The sequence below is a fragment of the Humidesulfovibrio idahonensis genome (assembly GCF_054657715.1).
This window is the reverse complement of sequence record NZ_BAAHYE010000003.1, coordinates 298,213-313,413: the sequence shown is the minus strand read 5'-3', so window position 1 is coordinate 313,413 and position 15,201 is coordinate 298,213. Positions and strand designations below refer to the sequence as shown.

Genomic DNA, 15,201 nt, shown 5'->3' with positions numbered 1-15,201 from the left:
AGCACGGCGAAATGGCAAGCCCGGGCGGAGCCGTCTAGCCCAGCAGGTGCAGCGCGTACTTGGCGGAAAGCAGGTCCTGCAGCTCGGCCACGAGCTTGAAGGCGCCGCGCAGGCCCTCGCGCTCCAGCGCGCCCAGGGTGTCGGGCCGCAGCTCGTTGTCCGGGGCCGCGCCCAAGACAAGGGCCTCGGCCTGGGCGCGCATGCGCAGGGTTTGCAGCAACGAAAGAGCCTCGCACAAGCCGTCCGCCAGGGGCTGCTCAAACACTCCCAAGCCCTTCAGCGCGCGCAGGCGGCTCAGGGTGCCGGTTTCGGGCAAATGATGCTCCAGAGCCAGCACCTTCACGCCTTGGGTGATGGGGAACACGCCGCCGCGCTTGACGTTCAGGCTGCCGCGCCCCTCCGCGTCCTTTTTGAGGCTGAAGCCCCGGAACAGGCCCAGGGGCGGGGCGAAGCGCACGGCCTCCATGGCCATGAGCTTGAGCAGCAGCGCGCTGCCGGAGAGGCGTGCGGTCATGGCTGCGCGCAGACCGCGGCCCAGTCCGGGGTCGGCCGGGCCCGCCTCGACCAGACCTTGTTCCGCAAAGCCCGGCCCAGTCCTGCCCGCCAATGCCTCGGTCTGCGATTCGGGCTGTGCCCCGGCCCTTTGCCCGGCCAGGGGCGCTGGCGGAGGAACTGCCAGAGAAATTGGCAGAGGAGCTGGCAGGGGGCGCATGTCGACCAGCAGCGAGGCCAGGACAACGGGGTTCGTGGCCTCCGGCGCGGCGGGTTGGCCTTCGGCGCGGTCCGGCGACGCATTCTGCCCGGGATCGTCCGCCAGGGCCTGGGCCAGGTCCAGCCAGCCCTGCACGCTGCGCCGCCACGCCGGGTTGTTCAGCATGATGCGCTTGGGGCAGGGCGGGAAGCCGGTCTCCAGCAGCATGGCCGTGAGCTCCTCGCCCAGGTGGGCGAACCAGACCTCGGCCCCGGGCGCGGATGCATAGACCAGCGCCAGGTCCTGGTCCGTGGCCAGGTACTGCTCGCGCCGGGCCTGGCTGCCCAGCACCAGCACCGCGTGGGGCGCGGGCGCCGGACCGTGCGTCTCCGCTGTTTTCGTCAAGGCCAGGGCCCAGGCGCGGGACATGATGCGGTCGTGCATCTCGCTGATGAGCCTGCCCACAGGCTCGCTGCCCAGCCCCTCGGCCACGCAACGGGCGGCCAGCCGGGCCAGCCGGGCGAAGACGCGGGCCAGCGCTGCCGCGTTTGTTGCGGCGGCTATCTCTCCGGCCAGGGCCAGGGGGCTTTCTCCGCGCGCGGCCAGAATGTCGCCCTCGCCCAGCAGGCCCACGGGTCGGCCGGAGGCGTCGAGCAGGGCCAGGCGGCGCACCCCGTGGCGCACCATGAGCGAAAAGGCCTCGATGAGCAGTTCGTCCGGATGCACGGCGATGAGCCCCGGCGTCATGACCTCGCCCACGGTGAGGCTGCCCGCGTCGCGTCCCGCGGCCACCACCCGCGCCAGCACGTCGCGCTCCGTGAGGATGCCGGACACCGGGCCGTGTTCCTGCTCGCGCACCAGGGCCGCCGTGGCGCGGGCCTCGGCCATGCGCGCCGCCGCGCTGGTCACGCTGTCGTCCGGGCGCACAAACACCGGGGCCGGGCAGGCGATGTCGCCCGCGCGCATGCGCAGGAAGGGGTCGGGCAGGATCTGGAGGGCGTCGGTCATGGCGGGGTCCCCCGTTGCGTTGCCCGCCCCGGCGCAGTGGCGCGCCGGGGCGGGGCGTCAGTCTAAGTCAATGGTCTGAATCAAGAGGCTGAATCAATGCGCCGCGCCGTCGATTGACGTGTTTCGGTCCGGGGGCGTGCTCCGGTCCGGCCGGGTGCGGCGGCCTCCCCTGGCGGGGGCTTGTTTAGTCGTTCGCCAACCTATTCGCCCAGGGCTACTCCACGCTGATGCCCAGGTAGTTGCGGACCTTCTGTTCCGCATAGCGCGCTTCGGCGGTTTCGTCACCCTTGATGAGCGAACCGATGTACCCGGCCAGGAAGGACCCGGCGATGGAGATGAGCGCCGGATTCTTGAGCGGGAAGATGGCCGTGGGGTTCTTCAAGATGTCCACCCACACGGTGGGGCTGATGATGATGAGGGCCACGGCCAAGGTGGTGCCGGTGACGATGGAGCACACCGCGCCGAAGGTGCTGAACCTGCGCCAGGTGATGGACAAAAGCAGGGCCGGGAAGTTGGCGCTGGCGGCGATGGCGAAGGCCAGCCCCACCATGAAGGCCACGTTCTGACCCTTGAAGGCCAGGCCCAAGGCCACGGCGAGCACGCCAAGGCCCAGGGTGGCGATCTTGGCCACGCGCACTTCCTCCTGCTCGGCCGCGCGGCCGCCCCGGAACACGTTCACGTACAGGTCGTGGGAGAGGGTGGTGGCCCCGGCGAGGGTGAGGCCCGCCACCACGGCCAGGATGGTGGCGAAGGCCACGGCAGCGATGAAGCCGAGGAACATGGTGCCGCCGGTCACCTCGGCCAAGAGCAGGGCCGCCATGTTGCCGCCCTTGTCGATGCCGGTGATGACGTCCTGTCCCACGAGCACCATGGCGCCGAAGCCGATGATGAAGGTGAGGATGTAGAAGAAGGCGATGAAGCCGGTGGCCACGAACACGCTTTTGCGCGCGGCCTTGGCGTCGGGCACGGTGTAGAAGCGCATGAGGATGTGCGGCAGGCCTGCCGTGCCGAACATGAGCGCGAGGCCGAGGGACACGGCGTCCCAGGGGTTTGACACGAGCCCGCCCGGAGCGAGCACCTTGGCCCCATACTTGGCCTGGGCCGCGGCGAAGAGATTCACCGGGTTCATGCCGAACTTGGAGAGCACCATGATGACGAGCACCGTGGCCCCGCCGAGAAGCAGCACGGCCTTGATGATCTGCACCCAGGTGGTGGCGAGCATGCCGCCGAAGAGCACGTACCCGATCATCACCGCGCCCACGAACACGATGGCCACCTCATAGGGCAGACCGAACATCATCTTGATGAGCGAGCCGGAGCCCACCATCTGCGCGATGAGATAAAAGCACACGGTCATGAGCGAGCCCACGCTGGCCGCGATGCGGATGGGCTTTTGCGACAGGCGGTAGGCCACAACGTCGGCGAAGGTATACTTGCCCAGGTTGCGCAAGGGCTCCGCGATGAGGAACATGATGAGCGGCCAGCCCACGAGAAAGCCGATGGAGTAGATGAGGCCGTCGTAGCCCTTGAGCGACACGAGCCCCGCGATGCCGAGAAAGCTTGCCGCGCTCATGTAGTCGCCCGCCAGGGCCAGGCCGTTCTGGAAGCCGGAGATGCCGCCGCCCGCGGTGTAGAACTCCGCCGTGGTCTTGGTGCGTTTGGCGGCGAAGTAGGTGATGCCGATGGTGACCGAGATGAACACGATGAAGAACAGGATGCTGGTGAGGTTCGGCTGCCCGATGGTGGTGGTGAACTGGTCCATTATTCGTTCCTCCCCAATCCCTTGCGGATTTCGTTCACGGCATTGTCGTATGCGTTGTTGGCCCAGTAGACGTAGATCCCGGTGAGCGCCCAGGCCAGAAGGATGATGGCCAGCCCGATGGGAATGCCCACGCTCAGGCCGTCGGTAATCAGGTTGGAGAGCAGCTCTTTGCCAAAGGCCAGCACCAGGATGAAGCCGAAGTACGCCCCCAGCATGACCACCGTCAGAACCGCCGAGACGAGCCCCTTGCGTGCCACCAGGGCCTTGAATTCCGGCGATGCGATGATTGTCCGCGCGTCTCTTTTCATGTCGCTTCCTCCTGCTGTTGGTTCCAGTGCGCTTGCGTTGCGGCGGCTTCACGCGTCGCGGTCCATCCGGGTGGCGCGCGCCGTCCTCACGAACCAGCTGTAAAGGGCTTTTTCCAGGCCAGACAGCTTCTTTCGTTCAACGGCGGGTTTGCGCCGGTGAGCAGGCGTTTGCGCCGGTTGAACACTCACCCGCGATTTTGCGCCGTTCGCCGCAGGCCAGCGGTCGCATCCGCCGGGCGGGCTCCGGTGAGTGGTTAGGCAGGGGGCAGGGTGGAAGAATGCGTGTGCGGCAGGGTTCTTGCTTAACCGGTAAAGAGAAATAACTGCAGGAGCGCGCATGAATGTCCTTGTGTTGAACCTGACCCGCCTCGGTGATCTGCTCCAGTCACAGCCTGCCATTGCGGACCTGAAGGCCGCGGGACACCGCGTTGGGCTGGTCTGCCTGGACAATTTCGCCTCGGCCACGGCGCTCATGCAGGGTGTCGACGCCGTGTTCACCCTGCCGGGCGCGCGGCTTTTGGCCCGGCTCGACAAGGACTGGCGCGCGGCGCTCATGGTGCACCGCCAGCTTTTGGACACGGTGCGGCAAGAGTTCGCGCCAGACGCCGTCATCAATCTGACGCCCTCGGAACCGGCGCGGCTGCTGGCCATGAGCCTCTGCCCCGGCCAGGTCGTCGGCTTCGCTCTGGACGAGCACGGCTTCAACGCCGACACCAGCCTCTGGGCGGCCTTTCTGCAGCTTGCCGCCACCTCGCGCGGGGCGAGCCCCTTCAACATCGTGGACATGTTCCGGCGCATCGCCGGGGGCGCGGACCTTGCCGCCAAGGCGGCGCCGGGCTTCGGCCTGCGCGGACCGTCCCGGGTGGAAAAGGCCCACGCCCGGGAGCGGCTTTTGGAGCTGGCTCCCGCGCCCAGGCGCGGCTACGTGGCCGTGCAGCTTGGCGCCAGCGCCGAGCACCGCCGCTGGCCCGTGGCCCGTTTCGCCCAGGTGGCGCGCGGACTTGCGCAGGCCGGGTACACCCCCGTGCTGGTGGGAACGCAATCGGAGCGGCCCCTGGCCGAGCGCATGAAGGCAGCGGCCGGAGTTCCCTGCGCCGATCTCGTCGGCGGCACCAACCTGGGCGAGCTGGCCGCCGCGCTGTGCGCCTGCGCCCTGCTCATCACCAACGACACGGGCACCATGCACCTGGCCGCGGGCCTTGGCGTGCCCTGCGTGGCGATCTTTCTGGCCACGGCCCAGCCCTGGGACACCGGGCCGTATCTGCCCGGCTGCCTGTGCCTGGAACCGGACATGCCCTGCCATCCCTGCGGCTTCGGCACCGAGTGCCCAAGCAATCACGCCTGCCGCCAGGCCATCGACCCGGACGGCGTGCTTGTGCTGGCCTTTCTGCTGCTCGACGGCGCGCGCTTCCGGTCCGTCTTTGCGCCGGGCGCGCGGGTGTGGCGCACAAGCATGGGAGCCGACGGCCTGATGGATCTGGAAAGTCTTTCCGGCCACGAGGACGAGGACCGCACGCGCTTCATCCGCCTGCAGCGCAGGCTATACCGCCCGTACCTCGACGGAATGGACATCGAGCGCCGGGACGACGCGAAGAATGGCGCGGATGCCGGCGGGCCTGAACTGTCCGGCCTGAGCCCCGAGGCGGCCCGGCCGCTGGTCCAGGCGCTTGAGGAGACCGCGAGCCTGCTGAACCTGCTGCGCAGGCAGGGGGAGCTTCTTGCCCGCGACCCCATGCCGGCCATGAAGACGAAGTTTCTTGCCACCTGGCAGCGCGTGCGCGCCACCCTGGAAGCCCAGGAACGCCTGGCCCTGCTGGCCGCGCTATGGACGTTCGAGGCCGAGCGCTCCGGCCAGGATCTTGCCGGTATTTTGGCGCTGGCCGCGCGCTTCAACGTGCTTTTGGAACAAATGCTTCATGATATGAATATTGGCATAAGCGTTGCATAAAATTCAGCGGCGCTACCGCCTAGCAATTTTGACCGCCACGGAACCGCCCAAGGAGGGGGGAACACAATGATCCTTATCGATGGACAGAAACAAGACCTGGATATCTCCGGCTTCGAGAACCTGGATCAGATCTTCGCCAAGGTCATGGCCGACGGTTCCCTGGAAGACCGGGTGGTGACGGACGTGTTCGTCAACGAGAAGCCGTTCTCCGAGATCTATCCGCACCAGGCCGAGGACATCGACCTGAGCGACGTGCAGAGCGTGGAGATACGCACCCTGGGCGTGGCCGAAGTGGCGGTGGAGATCACCCGCGAACTTTACAAGGTCGTCACCCTGATGGGCGAGGGCGCCACCCGCGTGGCCGAGATGTTCCGCCAGGCCGACGACGCCGAGGCTCTGGAGACATACCAGGACCTGCTCGACGTGACCCGCGACTTCATCGGCATGGTCAGCGTGCTGCGCGGCGAGTTCGCCCTGAAGGACCACAAGGAGTTTCTGGAGGCCAGCGACCAGCTGTCCAGCCTGTTCTCCGAGATGACCGAAGTGCTGGCCAACGAGGACTGGATTCTTCTGGCCGACCTGCTGGAATATGAATTCATGCCTGCGGTGAACCGCTGGAAGAAGGTCGTCGCCCTGCTGCGCGAGGACGTCCGGACCTCCGGAAAGGATTAGCCATGCAACCCGCGCTCACGCTGCTGGACAAGGCCATAGAGATGGGCCGCCGCGAGCTGGCCCACCTTGCCGCGGGCGAGGTGGATCAGGCCGGGGAACTGGCCGTGGGACGCGACAGCATGCTGGACGAGGCCCTTTCCGACGAGTGCCTGTCCGAGCCGGCGGCGAACAATCAGGACACCCTGATGGCCAAGCTGCTGGAGCTCAAGGACCTGCAGTCGCAGATCATCGACGAGGCGAGCCGGCTGCGCCAGGACGTGGCCGAGCAGCTGCGCCGCACCAGCCAGGAGCAAAAGCGCCACACGGGCTACGGACGCTCCACCCGCCCGGTGCCCCGCGTCCAGAGCCGCTTCATCAGCCGCAACAGCTAGATTTTTCGGGCGCAGGCGGTTCGTTTGACACGGGCCGCCTGCCACTGCCCATAGTCCGCCCTGCCGCCGCAAAACGCCACCTTCCCCGCTTCCATCACCAGCACATGGGCAATCTGCTCCGGCAGGTCGCGCTCGTGGTGCGTCACCATCACCAGCGGAACGCCCGCCGCGGCCACGCGCCCCAGCAGCTCGCGCGCCGCGCGCCGCGCCCGCGTGTCCAGACCGGCCATGGGTTCGTCGAGCAGCAGCAGGGCCGGGCCTTCGGCCTCGTAGCCCATGAGCGCCCGCGCCAGCATGACGCGCCGGAGCTGCCCGCGTGAAAGGGTCAGGATGCGCCGCGCGGCAAGCCCGCCGAGTCCGAAGAAATCCATGAGCCGCAGCGCGCGGGTCTTGGCCTTGCCGCCGGCCTCGGCGTACAGGCCGATGCTGCCCAGCGCGCCGGACCACACGGTTTCGTCCACGCGCAGGTTCCAGCCGTAGTCGCGGTCCAACGCCGCCGAAACCCGGCCCACCCGCCGCCGCGTGTCGTCCAGGGTCTCTTCCGCGCGGGCGAAGCCGTACTCCACGCGTCCGGGCTCGCCCTCCAGGGCGGAGGGCCAGATCTCTCCGGCCAACAGCGACAGCAGCGTGCTTTTGCCTGCACCGTTTTTGCCCAGCACGGCCCAGTTCTCGCCGAGGCGGATGGTCCAGTCGACGTCGTGCAGGATGTGCGCGCCGCCCATGATGACATCCGCGCCGGTGATGCGCAGGAGATAATCGCCCTGGACCGGCTGCGGTGCCAGGACGAGGCCCGCGTCGGCAAAGCCGTCGCCGGACGCGCCAGCCCCAATCAGATCAGCGCTGGACACGCCGGAATCGGACGAGCCGGAATCGGACGAGCCGGAACCGGACACGCCGGAACCGGCCAGACCGGGATGAGCCGTGCCGGAAGCTTCGGACGTCTGCTGCCCGGACGTGGCCGAAGCCGCGGCGCGCTGCCGCGCCACCTCGGCCAGCAGCTCGGCCCGCAACTCGGCCAGGGGGCCGCTGGCGCGCACGCGGCCGGACTCCAGCACCAGCGCGCTTTCGATGCAGGCGGGCAGCTCGTCCGTCCGGTGGCTGCAAAAGAGCAGGGCCAGATCCGCGTCCGCCTGGGCCGCGCGGTCAAGGGCGTCCAGAAATTCCCGACGGGCCGGCACGTCCAGCCCCTCCAGACATTCGTCGAGCAAGAGGGCCGCAGGACGGCAGGCCAGGGCGCGGGCCAGCAGCACGGCGCGGCCCTGCCCCGAGGACAGCGTGGCCATGCGCCGGTCCGCCAGGTGCGCGAGGCCGAGAACCTCAAGCGTGGCGCGGGCGATCTGCCGTTCATCGGGCGTGGGCTCGGAGTAAAGCAGGGGCGTGTCGTAGAAGCCGGTGAGCACGGCCTCCAGGGCGGTGACGGCCCATTCGTTTTTGGCGTAGAGGTCCTGCATGTCGCCGGAGACCAGGCCCAGACGCTGACGCAGGCCCAGGGGCGTTGTCTGCGGGCCGTCATGCTCGCCCGTGGGGCCGGGCAGGTCATACACGCGCACGGGCGCCCCATCTGTGGCGTCAGGCGAAATGTCGCCGCGCAGCAGGCGCAGAAAGGTCGTCTTGCCCGCGCCGTTTTCGCCCAGCACGGCCCAGCGCGCTCCGGGCAGGAGTTGGAAGCGCACGGCGTCCAGCAGCAGGGCTCCGCCCCGCGTGACGCTCGCCCCGTCAAGGCGCACCAAGGGCGCCGCCTGTGTCTTGTGTGTCGTGGTCATTAGGCCTCCGGGGCGCATATTGCTCCGCCGTCGTTGCAGACGCAAGCATGGCCGCAGGCATGGCCGCGCTTATGTCTGCGCGCATGCCCGCAAGCTCTTGCGCGCCCGCTGCAATCAGGCTAGCGATGAGCCATGCCCGAATATCCACGTCCGCCCGCCGACCCATCCGCCACGGCCAATGCGCCCGCCATCCCCGTGGCCTTGCTGCGCCAGGGCGGGTACGCCCGCGCCGGGCTGCAGGACGCTGTGGAGCGTCTGTTCGCGGCCAGCGGCATCAGCTTCTCGCCAGGCGAGCGCGTGCTGGTGAAGCCGAATCTCGTGTCGCGCGCCAATGCGCGGCTTTCCTGCACGCACCCGGAGGTGGTGCGCGCCGTGTGCGCCCATGTGCTGGACTGCGGCGCCACGCCCCGCGTGGCCGACTCTCCGGCCTTTGGCGGCGCCGTTCGCGTGGCCGCGGCCTGCGGCCTGGACGTGGCCGTGGCGTCCCTTGGCCTGCGGGTGACGAACCTGGGGCGTCCCGCGCCCCTGCGGCTGGGCCAGGGCGGCAGCATCGGCCTCTCGCGCGACGCCCTGGACGCCGACCGCATCGTGAGCGTGGCGCGGCTCAAGGCCCACGGCCAGTTCCGCGTCACGGCCAGCGTCAAGAACCTTTTCGGCTGCGTGTGCGGCTGCCGCAAGGCCCTTGCCCATATGCGCCTGGGCGAAACGCCGGGAGCCATGGAGTCCATGGTGCTCGACGTGGCCGCGGCCCTGCCGCCCACGGTTGCAGTGGTGGACGGCATCGTCTGCCTGCACAAGGGCGGCCCGGTGCGCGGCGAGGCCTTCAACCTGGGGCTGCTCGGCGCATCGGCCACGCCGCTGGCCCTGGACGCCGTGCTCTTCGGCCTGCTGGGGCAAACGCCCGGCAGCGTGCCCTTGTGGGCCGAGGCGCTCCGGCGCGGACTGCCCGGGGCGCGGCCGGGCGATGCCGCCTTCCCCCTTGCCGCTCCCGCTTCCTTCGACGCCACGGGCTTCGTCATCGCCGCCGCCCTGGACCCCATGCGCTTCGAGCCGCTGCGCTTTGTGCGCGGCCGGGTGAGGAGCCTGCTGGACAGGCTCGGCTGAGGCGCGGGCAAGAAGGCGCGCCGCGTTTCAAAGCCTTGCATCATTCCCCGGCCTTGGCTATCACCACAGAACGTTTGAAGGGCAAGGAGCACGCATGTCCAACGCCGATATACGCCGTCGTCTTGTCATCACCGGCCAGGTGCAGGGCGTTGGCTTTCGTCCGTTCATCTTCCGCCTGGCCGAGGAGCTGCAGCTCGCCGGCACCGTGCGCAACGCGCCCGAGGGCGTGGTCATAGAGGTGCAGGGGCCGCCCAAGCTGGTGGACCAGTTCGCCCGGCGCGTGGAGCGCGAGCAGCCGCCCCTGGCGCGCATCCTGCGGGTCACGGTGCAGGACCTTCCGCCCGAGGCCGGAGCCGCGGGCTTCAGCATCCGCAAAAGCAGCGCGGGCGTGGGCAACAACGTGCTCATCAGCCCGGACACGGCCACCTGCCCGGACTGCGAGGCCGAACTTTTCGACAAGGCCAATCGCCGCTTCCTGTATCCGTTCATCAACTGCACCAACTGCGGGCCGCGTTTCACCATCACCCGCAGCGTGCCCTATGACCGCCCCAACACGTCCATGGGCTGCTTTCCCCTGTGCCCGGACTGCCAGCGCGAGTACGACAACCCGCGCGACCGGCGCTTCCACGCCCAGCCCAACGCCTGCCCCGTGTGCGGGCCCAAGGTGTGGCTGGCGGACCGCTCCGGCATGGTGGTGGCCCGGCGCGACGAGGCCATGCGCAAGCTTGCGGCCATCCTCATGCAGGGAGGCATCGCCGCGGTGAAGGGCCTGGGCGGCTTCCACCTGGTGTGCGACGCCACCAGCCAGGAGGCCGTGCGCGAGCTGCGCCGCCGCAAGCGCCGCCCGCACAAGCCGCTGGCCGTCATGGTGCCGAATCTGGAAACCGCGCGCGCCCTGGCCCAGGTGACCAAGGCCGAGGAGGAGCTGCTCTCCGGGCGGCAGCGGCCCATCGTGCTGTGCTCCAAGGTGCGCGGCGCGCCCCTGGCCGAGTCCGTGGCGCCGGATGTGGACCACGTGGGGCTCATGCTGCCGTACACGCCCCTGCATCTGGTGCTGTTCCAGCGTTACGGCAGGCTCTTGTCGCAAGAGCGGCAGAACATGCCCGCCGCGCTGGTCATGACCTCCGGCAACGTCAGCGACGAGCCCATCTGCCTGGGCAACCGCGAGGCCCTCGGCCGCCTCAGCGAGATCGCGGACATCTTCATGTTCCACAACCGCGACATCCTCATCCGCTGCGACGACTCCGTGTTGCGCGTGCTGCCCGGAACCGACGAGGTGCAGTTCCTGCGCCGGGCGCGGGGCTTTGTGCCGCAGCCGGTGTTCTTGGCCGAAAGCGGGCCGAGCGTCATGGGCCTTGGGCCGGAGCTCAAGTGCACCCTCACCCTCACCAAGGGCGACCAGGCCTTTGTGAGCCAGCACCTGGGCGACATGGAGAACATCGAGACCCTGGGCTTCCATCATGAAATTTCGGAGCATTTTCAGGATATTCTGGAGGTGCAGCCAGAGCTTGTGGTGCGCGACCAGCACCCGAACTTTTTGACCACCAGCGTGGCCCAGGACATGGCCCGCAAGACCGGCGTGGCCACGGCCATCTTGCAGCACCACTTCGCCCACGCCCACGCGGTGCTGGCCGAGAACAAGCATCAGGGTCCGGCCCTGTGCCTGGCCCTCGACGGCACGGGCTTCGGCACCAGCCAGCCCAACCTCGGCGGGGCCACCTGGTCCATCTGGGGCGGGGAGTGCCTGCTGGTGGACACCCTGACCCTGCGCCAGGAGCGCCTGGCCCACTTGGCGGAATTCAGCCTGCCCGGCGGCGAGGCCGCGGTGCACGAGCCGTGGCGTCTGGCCCAGGCCATGCTCTGGGAGCTGGATGTCGAGGCCAGCGGCGTGGGCGGCACGCCTCCCTGGCCCTGGCTGCCGGAGTACGAGCAGGCCAGCCGCTTTTTGCCGCAGATCCTGCGCAAGAACCTCAACTGCCCCCTGACCTCCAGCTGCGGGCGGCTCTTCGACGCGGTTTCGAGCATGCTGGGCCTGTGCCAGCGCATGACCTACGAAGGCCAGGCGGCCATCATGCTGGAGCGCGCCCAGGACATGTCCATTCCCCTGCGCGACGCCGCCACCTATCCCTGCCGGCTGATCAAGAACACCGGCGGGGAGCGGTTGGAAGCGGACAAGGCCCCGCGCGAGCTGGACACCTACAGCCTGTTCCGCGAGCTCCTGCGCGACCTCGCCTCCGGGGTGCCTGTGCCGGTCATCGCCCGGCGCTTCCACGCCAGCCTCATCACGGGCCTGGCGAACCTGGCCCTTCACTTTGCCAAAATTCACGGAATCGAGCACGTGGCTCTTTCCGGAGGGGTAATGCAGAATATGACCTTCGCCCTGGAGCTGCCCGCGGAGCTCATCTCTCGCGGCCTGATTCCCCTGATGCACAAAGAGCTGCCGCCGAACGACGGCTGCGTCTCCCTTGGCCAGGCGGCCTACGGCCAGCGCCTGCTGACCTTGCGCGGGTCGTGCCCGGTATGAGCACCCACAAGGAGCAGCCGGGCCTGCGCACCCTGACCCTGCGCAAGAACGAAGACCGCCGCCTGCTTGCCGGTCACCTGTGGATCTTCAGCAACGAGGTGGACGTGGCCAAGACGCCGCTCACGGGCTTTGCGCCCGGCGAGTGCGCGCGGGTGGAGTCCTCGCAGGGGCGGCCCCTCGGCTCGGCCTACATCAACCCCGCCGCGCTCATCGCGGGGCGCGTGTACTGCCAGGACGCCACGCGGCCCCTGGACGCCGAACTTTTGCGCGCCCGGCTCGGCGCTGCCCTCGCCCTGCGGCGCGATCTTTACGCCGCACCGTATTACCGGCTGGTGTTCGGCGAGGCCGACATGCTGCCCGGCCTCGTGGTGGACCGCTTCGGCGACGTGCTGGCGGTGCAGATAGGCACCGCGGGCATGGAGCGTCTGCGTCAGGAGATCGTGGACGCCCTGGCCGAGCTTGTGGCCCCGCGCGGCATTCTGCTCAAGAACGATCTGCCCGGCCGCGAGCTGGAGGGCTTGGCGCGCGGCGTCGAGCTGGCCTTTGGCGAGGCCCCGGACGAGGCGGAGATCGAGGAGAACGGCTGCCGCTTTGTTTTCCCGCTGGCTGGCGGGCAAAAGACCGGCTGGTTCTACGACATGCGCGAAACGCGCGCCTTGGCCGCTTCGCTGGCCAAGGGCAGGCAGGTGCTGGATGTGTTTTCCTACGCCGGGGGCCTGGGCATAGCCTGCGCCAAGGCCGGGGCCAGCGGCGTGGTCTGCCTGGACGCTTCCGCCGTGGCGCTTTCTTACGCCGCCAAGAGCGCGGAGCTCTCCGGCGTGGCCGACCGTGTGGAGATTTTGGAGGCCGATGCCTTGGCGGGCCTGAAGGAACTGCGCGCCGAGGGCCGCCGCTTTGGCTTGGTGAGCGTGGACCCGCCTGCCTTCGTCAAGCGCCGCAAGGACATGGAGAAGGGGCTTGCCGCCTATCGCACGGCCAACCGGCTGGCGCTGGAGCTGGTGGAGGACGGCGGATTCTTCATCGCCTGCTCGTGCTCGCAGCACGTGGGACGCGACGACCTGCGCAAGGTGCTGGCCGGTGCCGCCCGCGACGCCGGGGTGCGGCTGGCCATTGTGCGCCAGTGCCACCAGGCCGCGGACCATCCCATCCATCCGTCCATGCCGGAAACCGAGTACCTCAAGGGCTTTTTGTGCCGTGTGGCGCGGCCGGGCCGGGGGCTCTGATGCCGGAAGCAAATACGGGAACACAGACGATGAGCGGAACCGCAAAAGAAGAAGTCTTCACGGACAAGCCCGCGGCCAGGGCGACCATCGACCTGCGCCACGTGTGCTGCGGGCTGGTGCCCGCCATTTTGGACGAGCTGAAGCGTTTTCCCGGCGACGAGGTGGACGTGCTCATCCGCGCGGGCATCGAGCCGGAGATCATCAGCGGCTTCGGCACCGGCGGGGACTGGGCCTTCCAGTTTCAGCCGAGCTTCGGGCACGGGCTGGCGCGCTTCACGCGCCGTCCGCCCGACCCGGCCCGGCGCGTGCGCCTGGACACCCTCGATTATTGATCGACGCTTCGCCTTGCCTAGAAATCAGCCATGCCGCCGAACATGAGCATGTGCATGCGCCTGGCCATCTGCGGCGGCACGGGCGACTGCCAGTAGCCCAGCATGTCGGCCAGCAGCGATGCCCCGATGATGACCGCGAGGCAGCCCAGGGCGATGCTCCACCAGGGGATGCGCCGGCCCGCCGCGCCGAGGCCCAGGCAGCCCTTCACCGGGCATGCGCCCACGCATTCCGCGCAGCCCTGGCAATCGGGCGAGGTGACGCGCTTCACCGTGTCCACCGGCAGGCCCACGGGGCAGGCCTTGGCGCAGCGCCCGCAGGAAACGCAGGCGTCCGCGTCGCGGTTCACGGCCACGGGCGACAGCCAGGACAGCACGCCGAGCAGCGCGCCGTAAGGGCACAGCGCCCGGCACCAAAAGGCCGGAATGATGACGGAAAGGGCCGCCAGCGCGCCCACCACGGCCAGCGTCGTGGCCGAGGGGTGCTGGAAGAAGAGCAGCATCTTCGTGTCGGCCACCATGTTGAAGGGCGCGCGCAGAAACTGCTCCGAGTCCTCGGCATTCATGCTCACCGCCACCCAACAAAAAGCCAGCAGCAGCAGATACTTGGGAATCGTCAGCAGGCGGCGGCCTCTTTGCCCCGGCTGCCAGGTTATGCCCAGCCTGCGGCCCAGGCGCTCCAGCAGGTTCGAGGCGAAGCCCACGGGGCAGAGCTGGCCGCAGAAGCCTTTGCGCAGCAGCAGGCTCATGCCGAGGATGGCCAGAAAGATGACCAGTCCGGCCGGGTGCACGGGGTCCCATGCGCCGGTGAACAGCAGGCGCTTGGCCGCAATGAGCGCGCTGATGGGCAGGAAGCCCTCCACTGCGGGCGGCTTGGGAGTGAAGGTTTCTGTCAGGCCCATGGCCCAGTCCGCATGGGCCAGAAAGCGCACGCAGGTCCAGGCCAAAAACAAAGCGAAGCCGCCCTGCACCAGAAGGCGCAGGCGCGTGGGGGTGAGCTGTTTGCGCATGGGGAATTTTTCTGGGGGGTTAGGCCCAGGCGCGGACCTCCGCCGCGAAAAGCTCCAGGTTGTTCGGCTCGCCCGGCTTGTGGTCGTCCGGGTAGAGCAGGGCGGACATGTAGAACACGCTGCCGATGCGCAGCGCGTTGGCCGCGTTGCCGGAGAATTCCTCCAGGCGCGCACCCGCCTCGTCGTCCCTTGAGCCGGGCAGGGCGTCCACAAGGGCGGCCGCATCGTCGGACAGGGCCGCAAGCAGTTCGGCCTTCTGGCGCATCAGGGTCTGGTAGCCGGTCTGGTCGCCCTTGCCGAGCAGAATGGCCTGGGCCTGGGCTTCGATGTCCTTTATCTCGTTCACCTTTCCGTCAAGATAATCCGCCAGGGCGGCGGTTGGTGTCGTGGTCATGGGACGTGTCCTCCTTTGCTGGGACGTGTGGCGTGAAGGTAAGCCCGCCCGGTCGCCCTGGCAAGTGCCGGGGCAGAGGCCTTGCCGGACTGTC

Annotated in this window: 13 protein-coding genes; 7 read left to right on the top strand and 6 right to left on the bottom strand. The window is 68.7% G+C overall.

Going from position 1 to position 15,201, the window contains the following annotated elements; translation table 11 throughout:
• Positions 1-34: 34 nt before the first annotated feature.
• The 3 genes from ACYQ4W_RS08095 to ACYQ4W_RS08085 form a co-directional block, all read right to left on the bottom strand.
• Entirely contained in the window at positions 35-1,699 is a 1,665-nt protein-coding gene (locus tag ACYQ4W_RS08095) for a putative nucleotidyltransferase substrate binding domain-containing protein (protein WP_459855071.1), read from the bottom strand.
• A 214-nt stretch (positions 1,700-1,913) separates the two neighbouring features.
• Positions 1,914-3,461 (bottom strand): sodium:solute symporter family transporter, encoded by a 1,548-nt coding sequence (locus ACYQ4W_RS08090; RefSeq protein WP_459855069.1) that lies wholly within the window; start codon positions 3,459-3,461, stop codon positions 1,914-1,916.
• The gene (locus ACYQ4W_RS08085) at positions 3,461-3,769 is read right to left on the bottom strand and encodes a DUF485 domain-containing protein (RefSeq protein ID WP_459855066.1); all 309 of its coding nucleotides are present in this window, start codon (positions 3,767-3,769) and stop codon (positions 3,461-3,463) included. Before ACYQ4W_RS08085 ends, ACYQ4W_RS08090 begins: the two co-directional genes overlap by 1 nt.
• A 337-nt stretch (positions 3,770-4,106) precedes the next feature.
• Here ACYQ4W_RS08085 and ACYQ4W_RS08080 point away from each other — a divergent pair, with 337 nt between their 5' ends.
• From ACYQ4W_RS08080 to ACYQ4W_RS08070, 3 genes are all read left to right on the top strand, one after another.
• A complete protein-coding gene (locus tag ACYQ4W_RS08080) occupies positions 4,107-5,717 on the top strand; it encodes a glycosyltransferase family 9 protein (protein ID WP_459855064.1) in 1,611 nt (536 codons plus the stop codon).
• Between the two features lie 66 nt (positions 5,718-5,783).
• The gene (locus tag ACYQ4W_RS08075; RefSeq protein ID WP_459855062.1) at positions 5,784-6,389 is read left to right on the top strand and encodes a DUF8043 domain-containing protein; all 606 of its coding nucleotides are present in this window, start codon (positions 5,784-5,786) and stop codon (positions 6,387-6,389) included.
• Positions 6,390-6,391: 2 nt separating this feature from the next.
• A complete protein-coding gene (locus ACYQ4W_RS08070; RefSeq protein ID WP_459855059.1) occupies positions 6,392-6,760 on the top strand; it encodes a hypothetical protein in 369 nt (122 codons plus the stop codon).
• Here the strand turns inward: ACYQ4W_RS08070 and ACYQ4W_RS08065 are convergent.
• On the bottom strand, positions 6,757-8,523 hold the full coding sequence (locus ACYQ4W_RS08065; RefSeq protein WP_459855056.1) for an ABC transporter ATP-binding protein: 1,767 nt from the start codon (positions 8,521-8,523) through the stop codon (positions 6,757-6,759). The two genes, ACYQ4W_RS08070 and ACYQ4W_RS08065, sit on opposite strands and share 4 nt — an antisense overlap.
• Before the next feature lie 132 nt (positions 8,524-8,655).
• Here ACYQ4W_RS08065 and ACYQ4W_RS08060 point away from each other — a divergent pair, with 132 nt between their 5' ends.
• From ACYQ4W_RS08060 to ACYQ4W_RS08045, 4 genes are all read left to right on the top strand, one after another.
• Complete coding sequence (locus tag ACYQ4W_RS08060) at positions 8,656-9,627, top strand: DUF362 domain-containing protein (protein WP_459855053.1); 972 nt, start codon at positions 8,656-8,658, stop codon at positions 9,625-9,627.
• A gap of 94 nt (positions 9,628-9,721) precedes the next feature.
• A complete protein-coding gene (gene hypF / locus ACYQ4W_RS08055) occupies positions 9,722-12,151 on the top strand; it encodes a carbamoyltransferase HypF (protein ID WP_459855050.1) in 2,430 nt (809 codons plus the stop codon).
• A complete protein-coding gene (locus ACYQ4W_RS08050) occupies positions 12,148-13,374 on the top strand; it encodes a class I SAM-dependent rRNA methyltransferase (protein ID WP_459855048.1) in 1,227 nt (408 codons plus the stop codon). The genes hypF and ACYQ4W_RS08050 overlap by 4 nt, the downstream gene beginning before the upstream one ends.
• A gap of 29 nt (positions 13,375-13,403) precedes the next feature.
• Positions 13,404-13,706: a hypothetical protein gene (locus ACYQ4W_RS08045; RefSeq protein WP_459855046.1), complete on the top strand. Its 303-nt coding sequence runs from the start codon at positions 13,404-13,406 to the stop codon at positions 13,704-13,706.
• A 17-nt stretch (positions 13,707-13,723) separates the two neighbouring features.
• Here the strand turns inward: ACYQ4W_RS08045 and ACYQ4W_RS08040 are convergent, their stop codons facing one another.
• Entirely contained in the window at positions 13,724-14,713 is a 990-nt protein-coding gene (locus ACYQ4W_RS08040; RefSeq protein ID WP_459855044.1) for a 4Fe-4S binding protein, read from the bottom strand.
• A 19-nt stretch (positions 14,714-14,732) separates the two neighbouring features.
• Positions 14,733-15,107 (bottom strand): hypothetical protein, encoded by a 375-nt coding sequence (locus ACYQ4W_RS08035; RefSeq protein ID WP_459855042.1) that lies wholly within the window; start codon positions 15,105-15,107, stop codon positions 14,733-14,735.
• Positions 15,108-15,201 lie beyond the last annotated feature (94 nt).

Excerpts from the sequence above, each read along its gene's own strand:
- ACYQ4W_RS08095 (WP_459855071.1), bottom strand. The coding sequence starts at position 1,699 with ATGACCGACGCCCTCCAGATCCTGCCCGACCCCTTCCTGCGCATGCGC.
- ACYQ4W_RS08090 (WP_459855069.1), bottom strand. The coding sequence starts at position 3,461 with ATGGACCAGTTCACCACCACCATCGGGCAGCCGAACCTCACCAGCATC.
- ACYQ4W_RS08085 (WP_459855066.1), bottom strand. The coding sequence starts at position 3,769 with ATGAAAAGAGACGCGCGGACAATCATCGCATCGCCGGAATTCAAGGCC.
- ACYQ4W_RS08080 (WP_459855064.1), top strand. The coding sequence starts at position 4,107 with ATGAATGTCCTTGTGTTGAACCTGACCCGCCTCGGTGATCTGCTCCAG.
- ACYQ4W_RS08075 (WP_459855062.1), top strand. The coding sequence starts at position 5,784 with ATGATCCTTATCGATGGACAGAAACAAGACCTGGATATCTCCGGCTTC.
- ACYQ4W_RS08070 (WP_459855059.1), top strand. The coding sequence starts at position 6,392 with ATGCAACCCGCGCTCACGCTGCTGGACAAGGCCATAGAGATGGGCCGC.
- ACYQ4W_RS08065 (WP_459855056.1), bottom strand. The coding sequence starts at position 8,523 with ATGACCACGACACACAAGACACAGGCGGCGCCCTTGGTGCGCCTTGAC.
- ACYQ4W_RS08060 (WP_459855053.1), top strand. The coding sequence starts at position 8,656 with ATGCCCGAATATCCACGTCCGCCCGCCGACCCATCCGCCACGGCCAAT.
- hypF (WP_459855050.1), top strand. The coding sequence starts at position 9,722 with ATGTCCAACGCCGATATACGCCGTCGTCTTGTCATCACCGGCCAGGTG.
- ACYQ4W_RS08050 (WP_459855048.1), top strand. The coding sequence starts at position 12,148 with ATGAGCACCCACAAGGAGCAGCCGGGCCTGCGCACCCTGACCCTGCGC.
- ACYQ4W_RS08045 (WP_459855046.1), top strand. The coding sequence starts at position 13,404 with ATGAGCGGAACCGCAAAAGAAGAAGTCTTCACGGACAAGCCCGCGGCC.
- ACYQ4W_RS08040 (WP_459855044.1), bottom strand. The coding sequence starts at position 14,713 with ATGCGCAAACAGCTCACCCCCACGCGCCTGCGCCTTCTGGTGCAGGGC.
- ACYQ4W_RS08035 (WP_459855042.1), bottom strand. The coding sequence starts at position 15,107 with ATGACCACGACACCAACCGCCGCCCTGGCGGATTATCTTGACGGAAAG.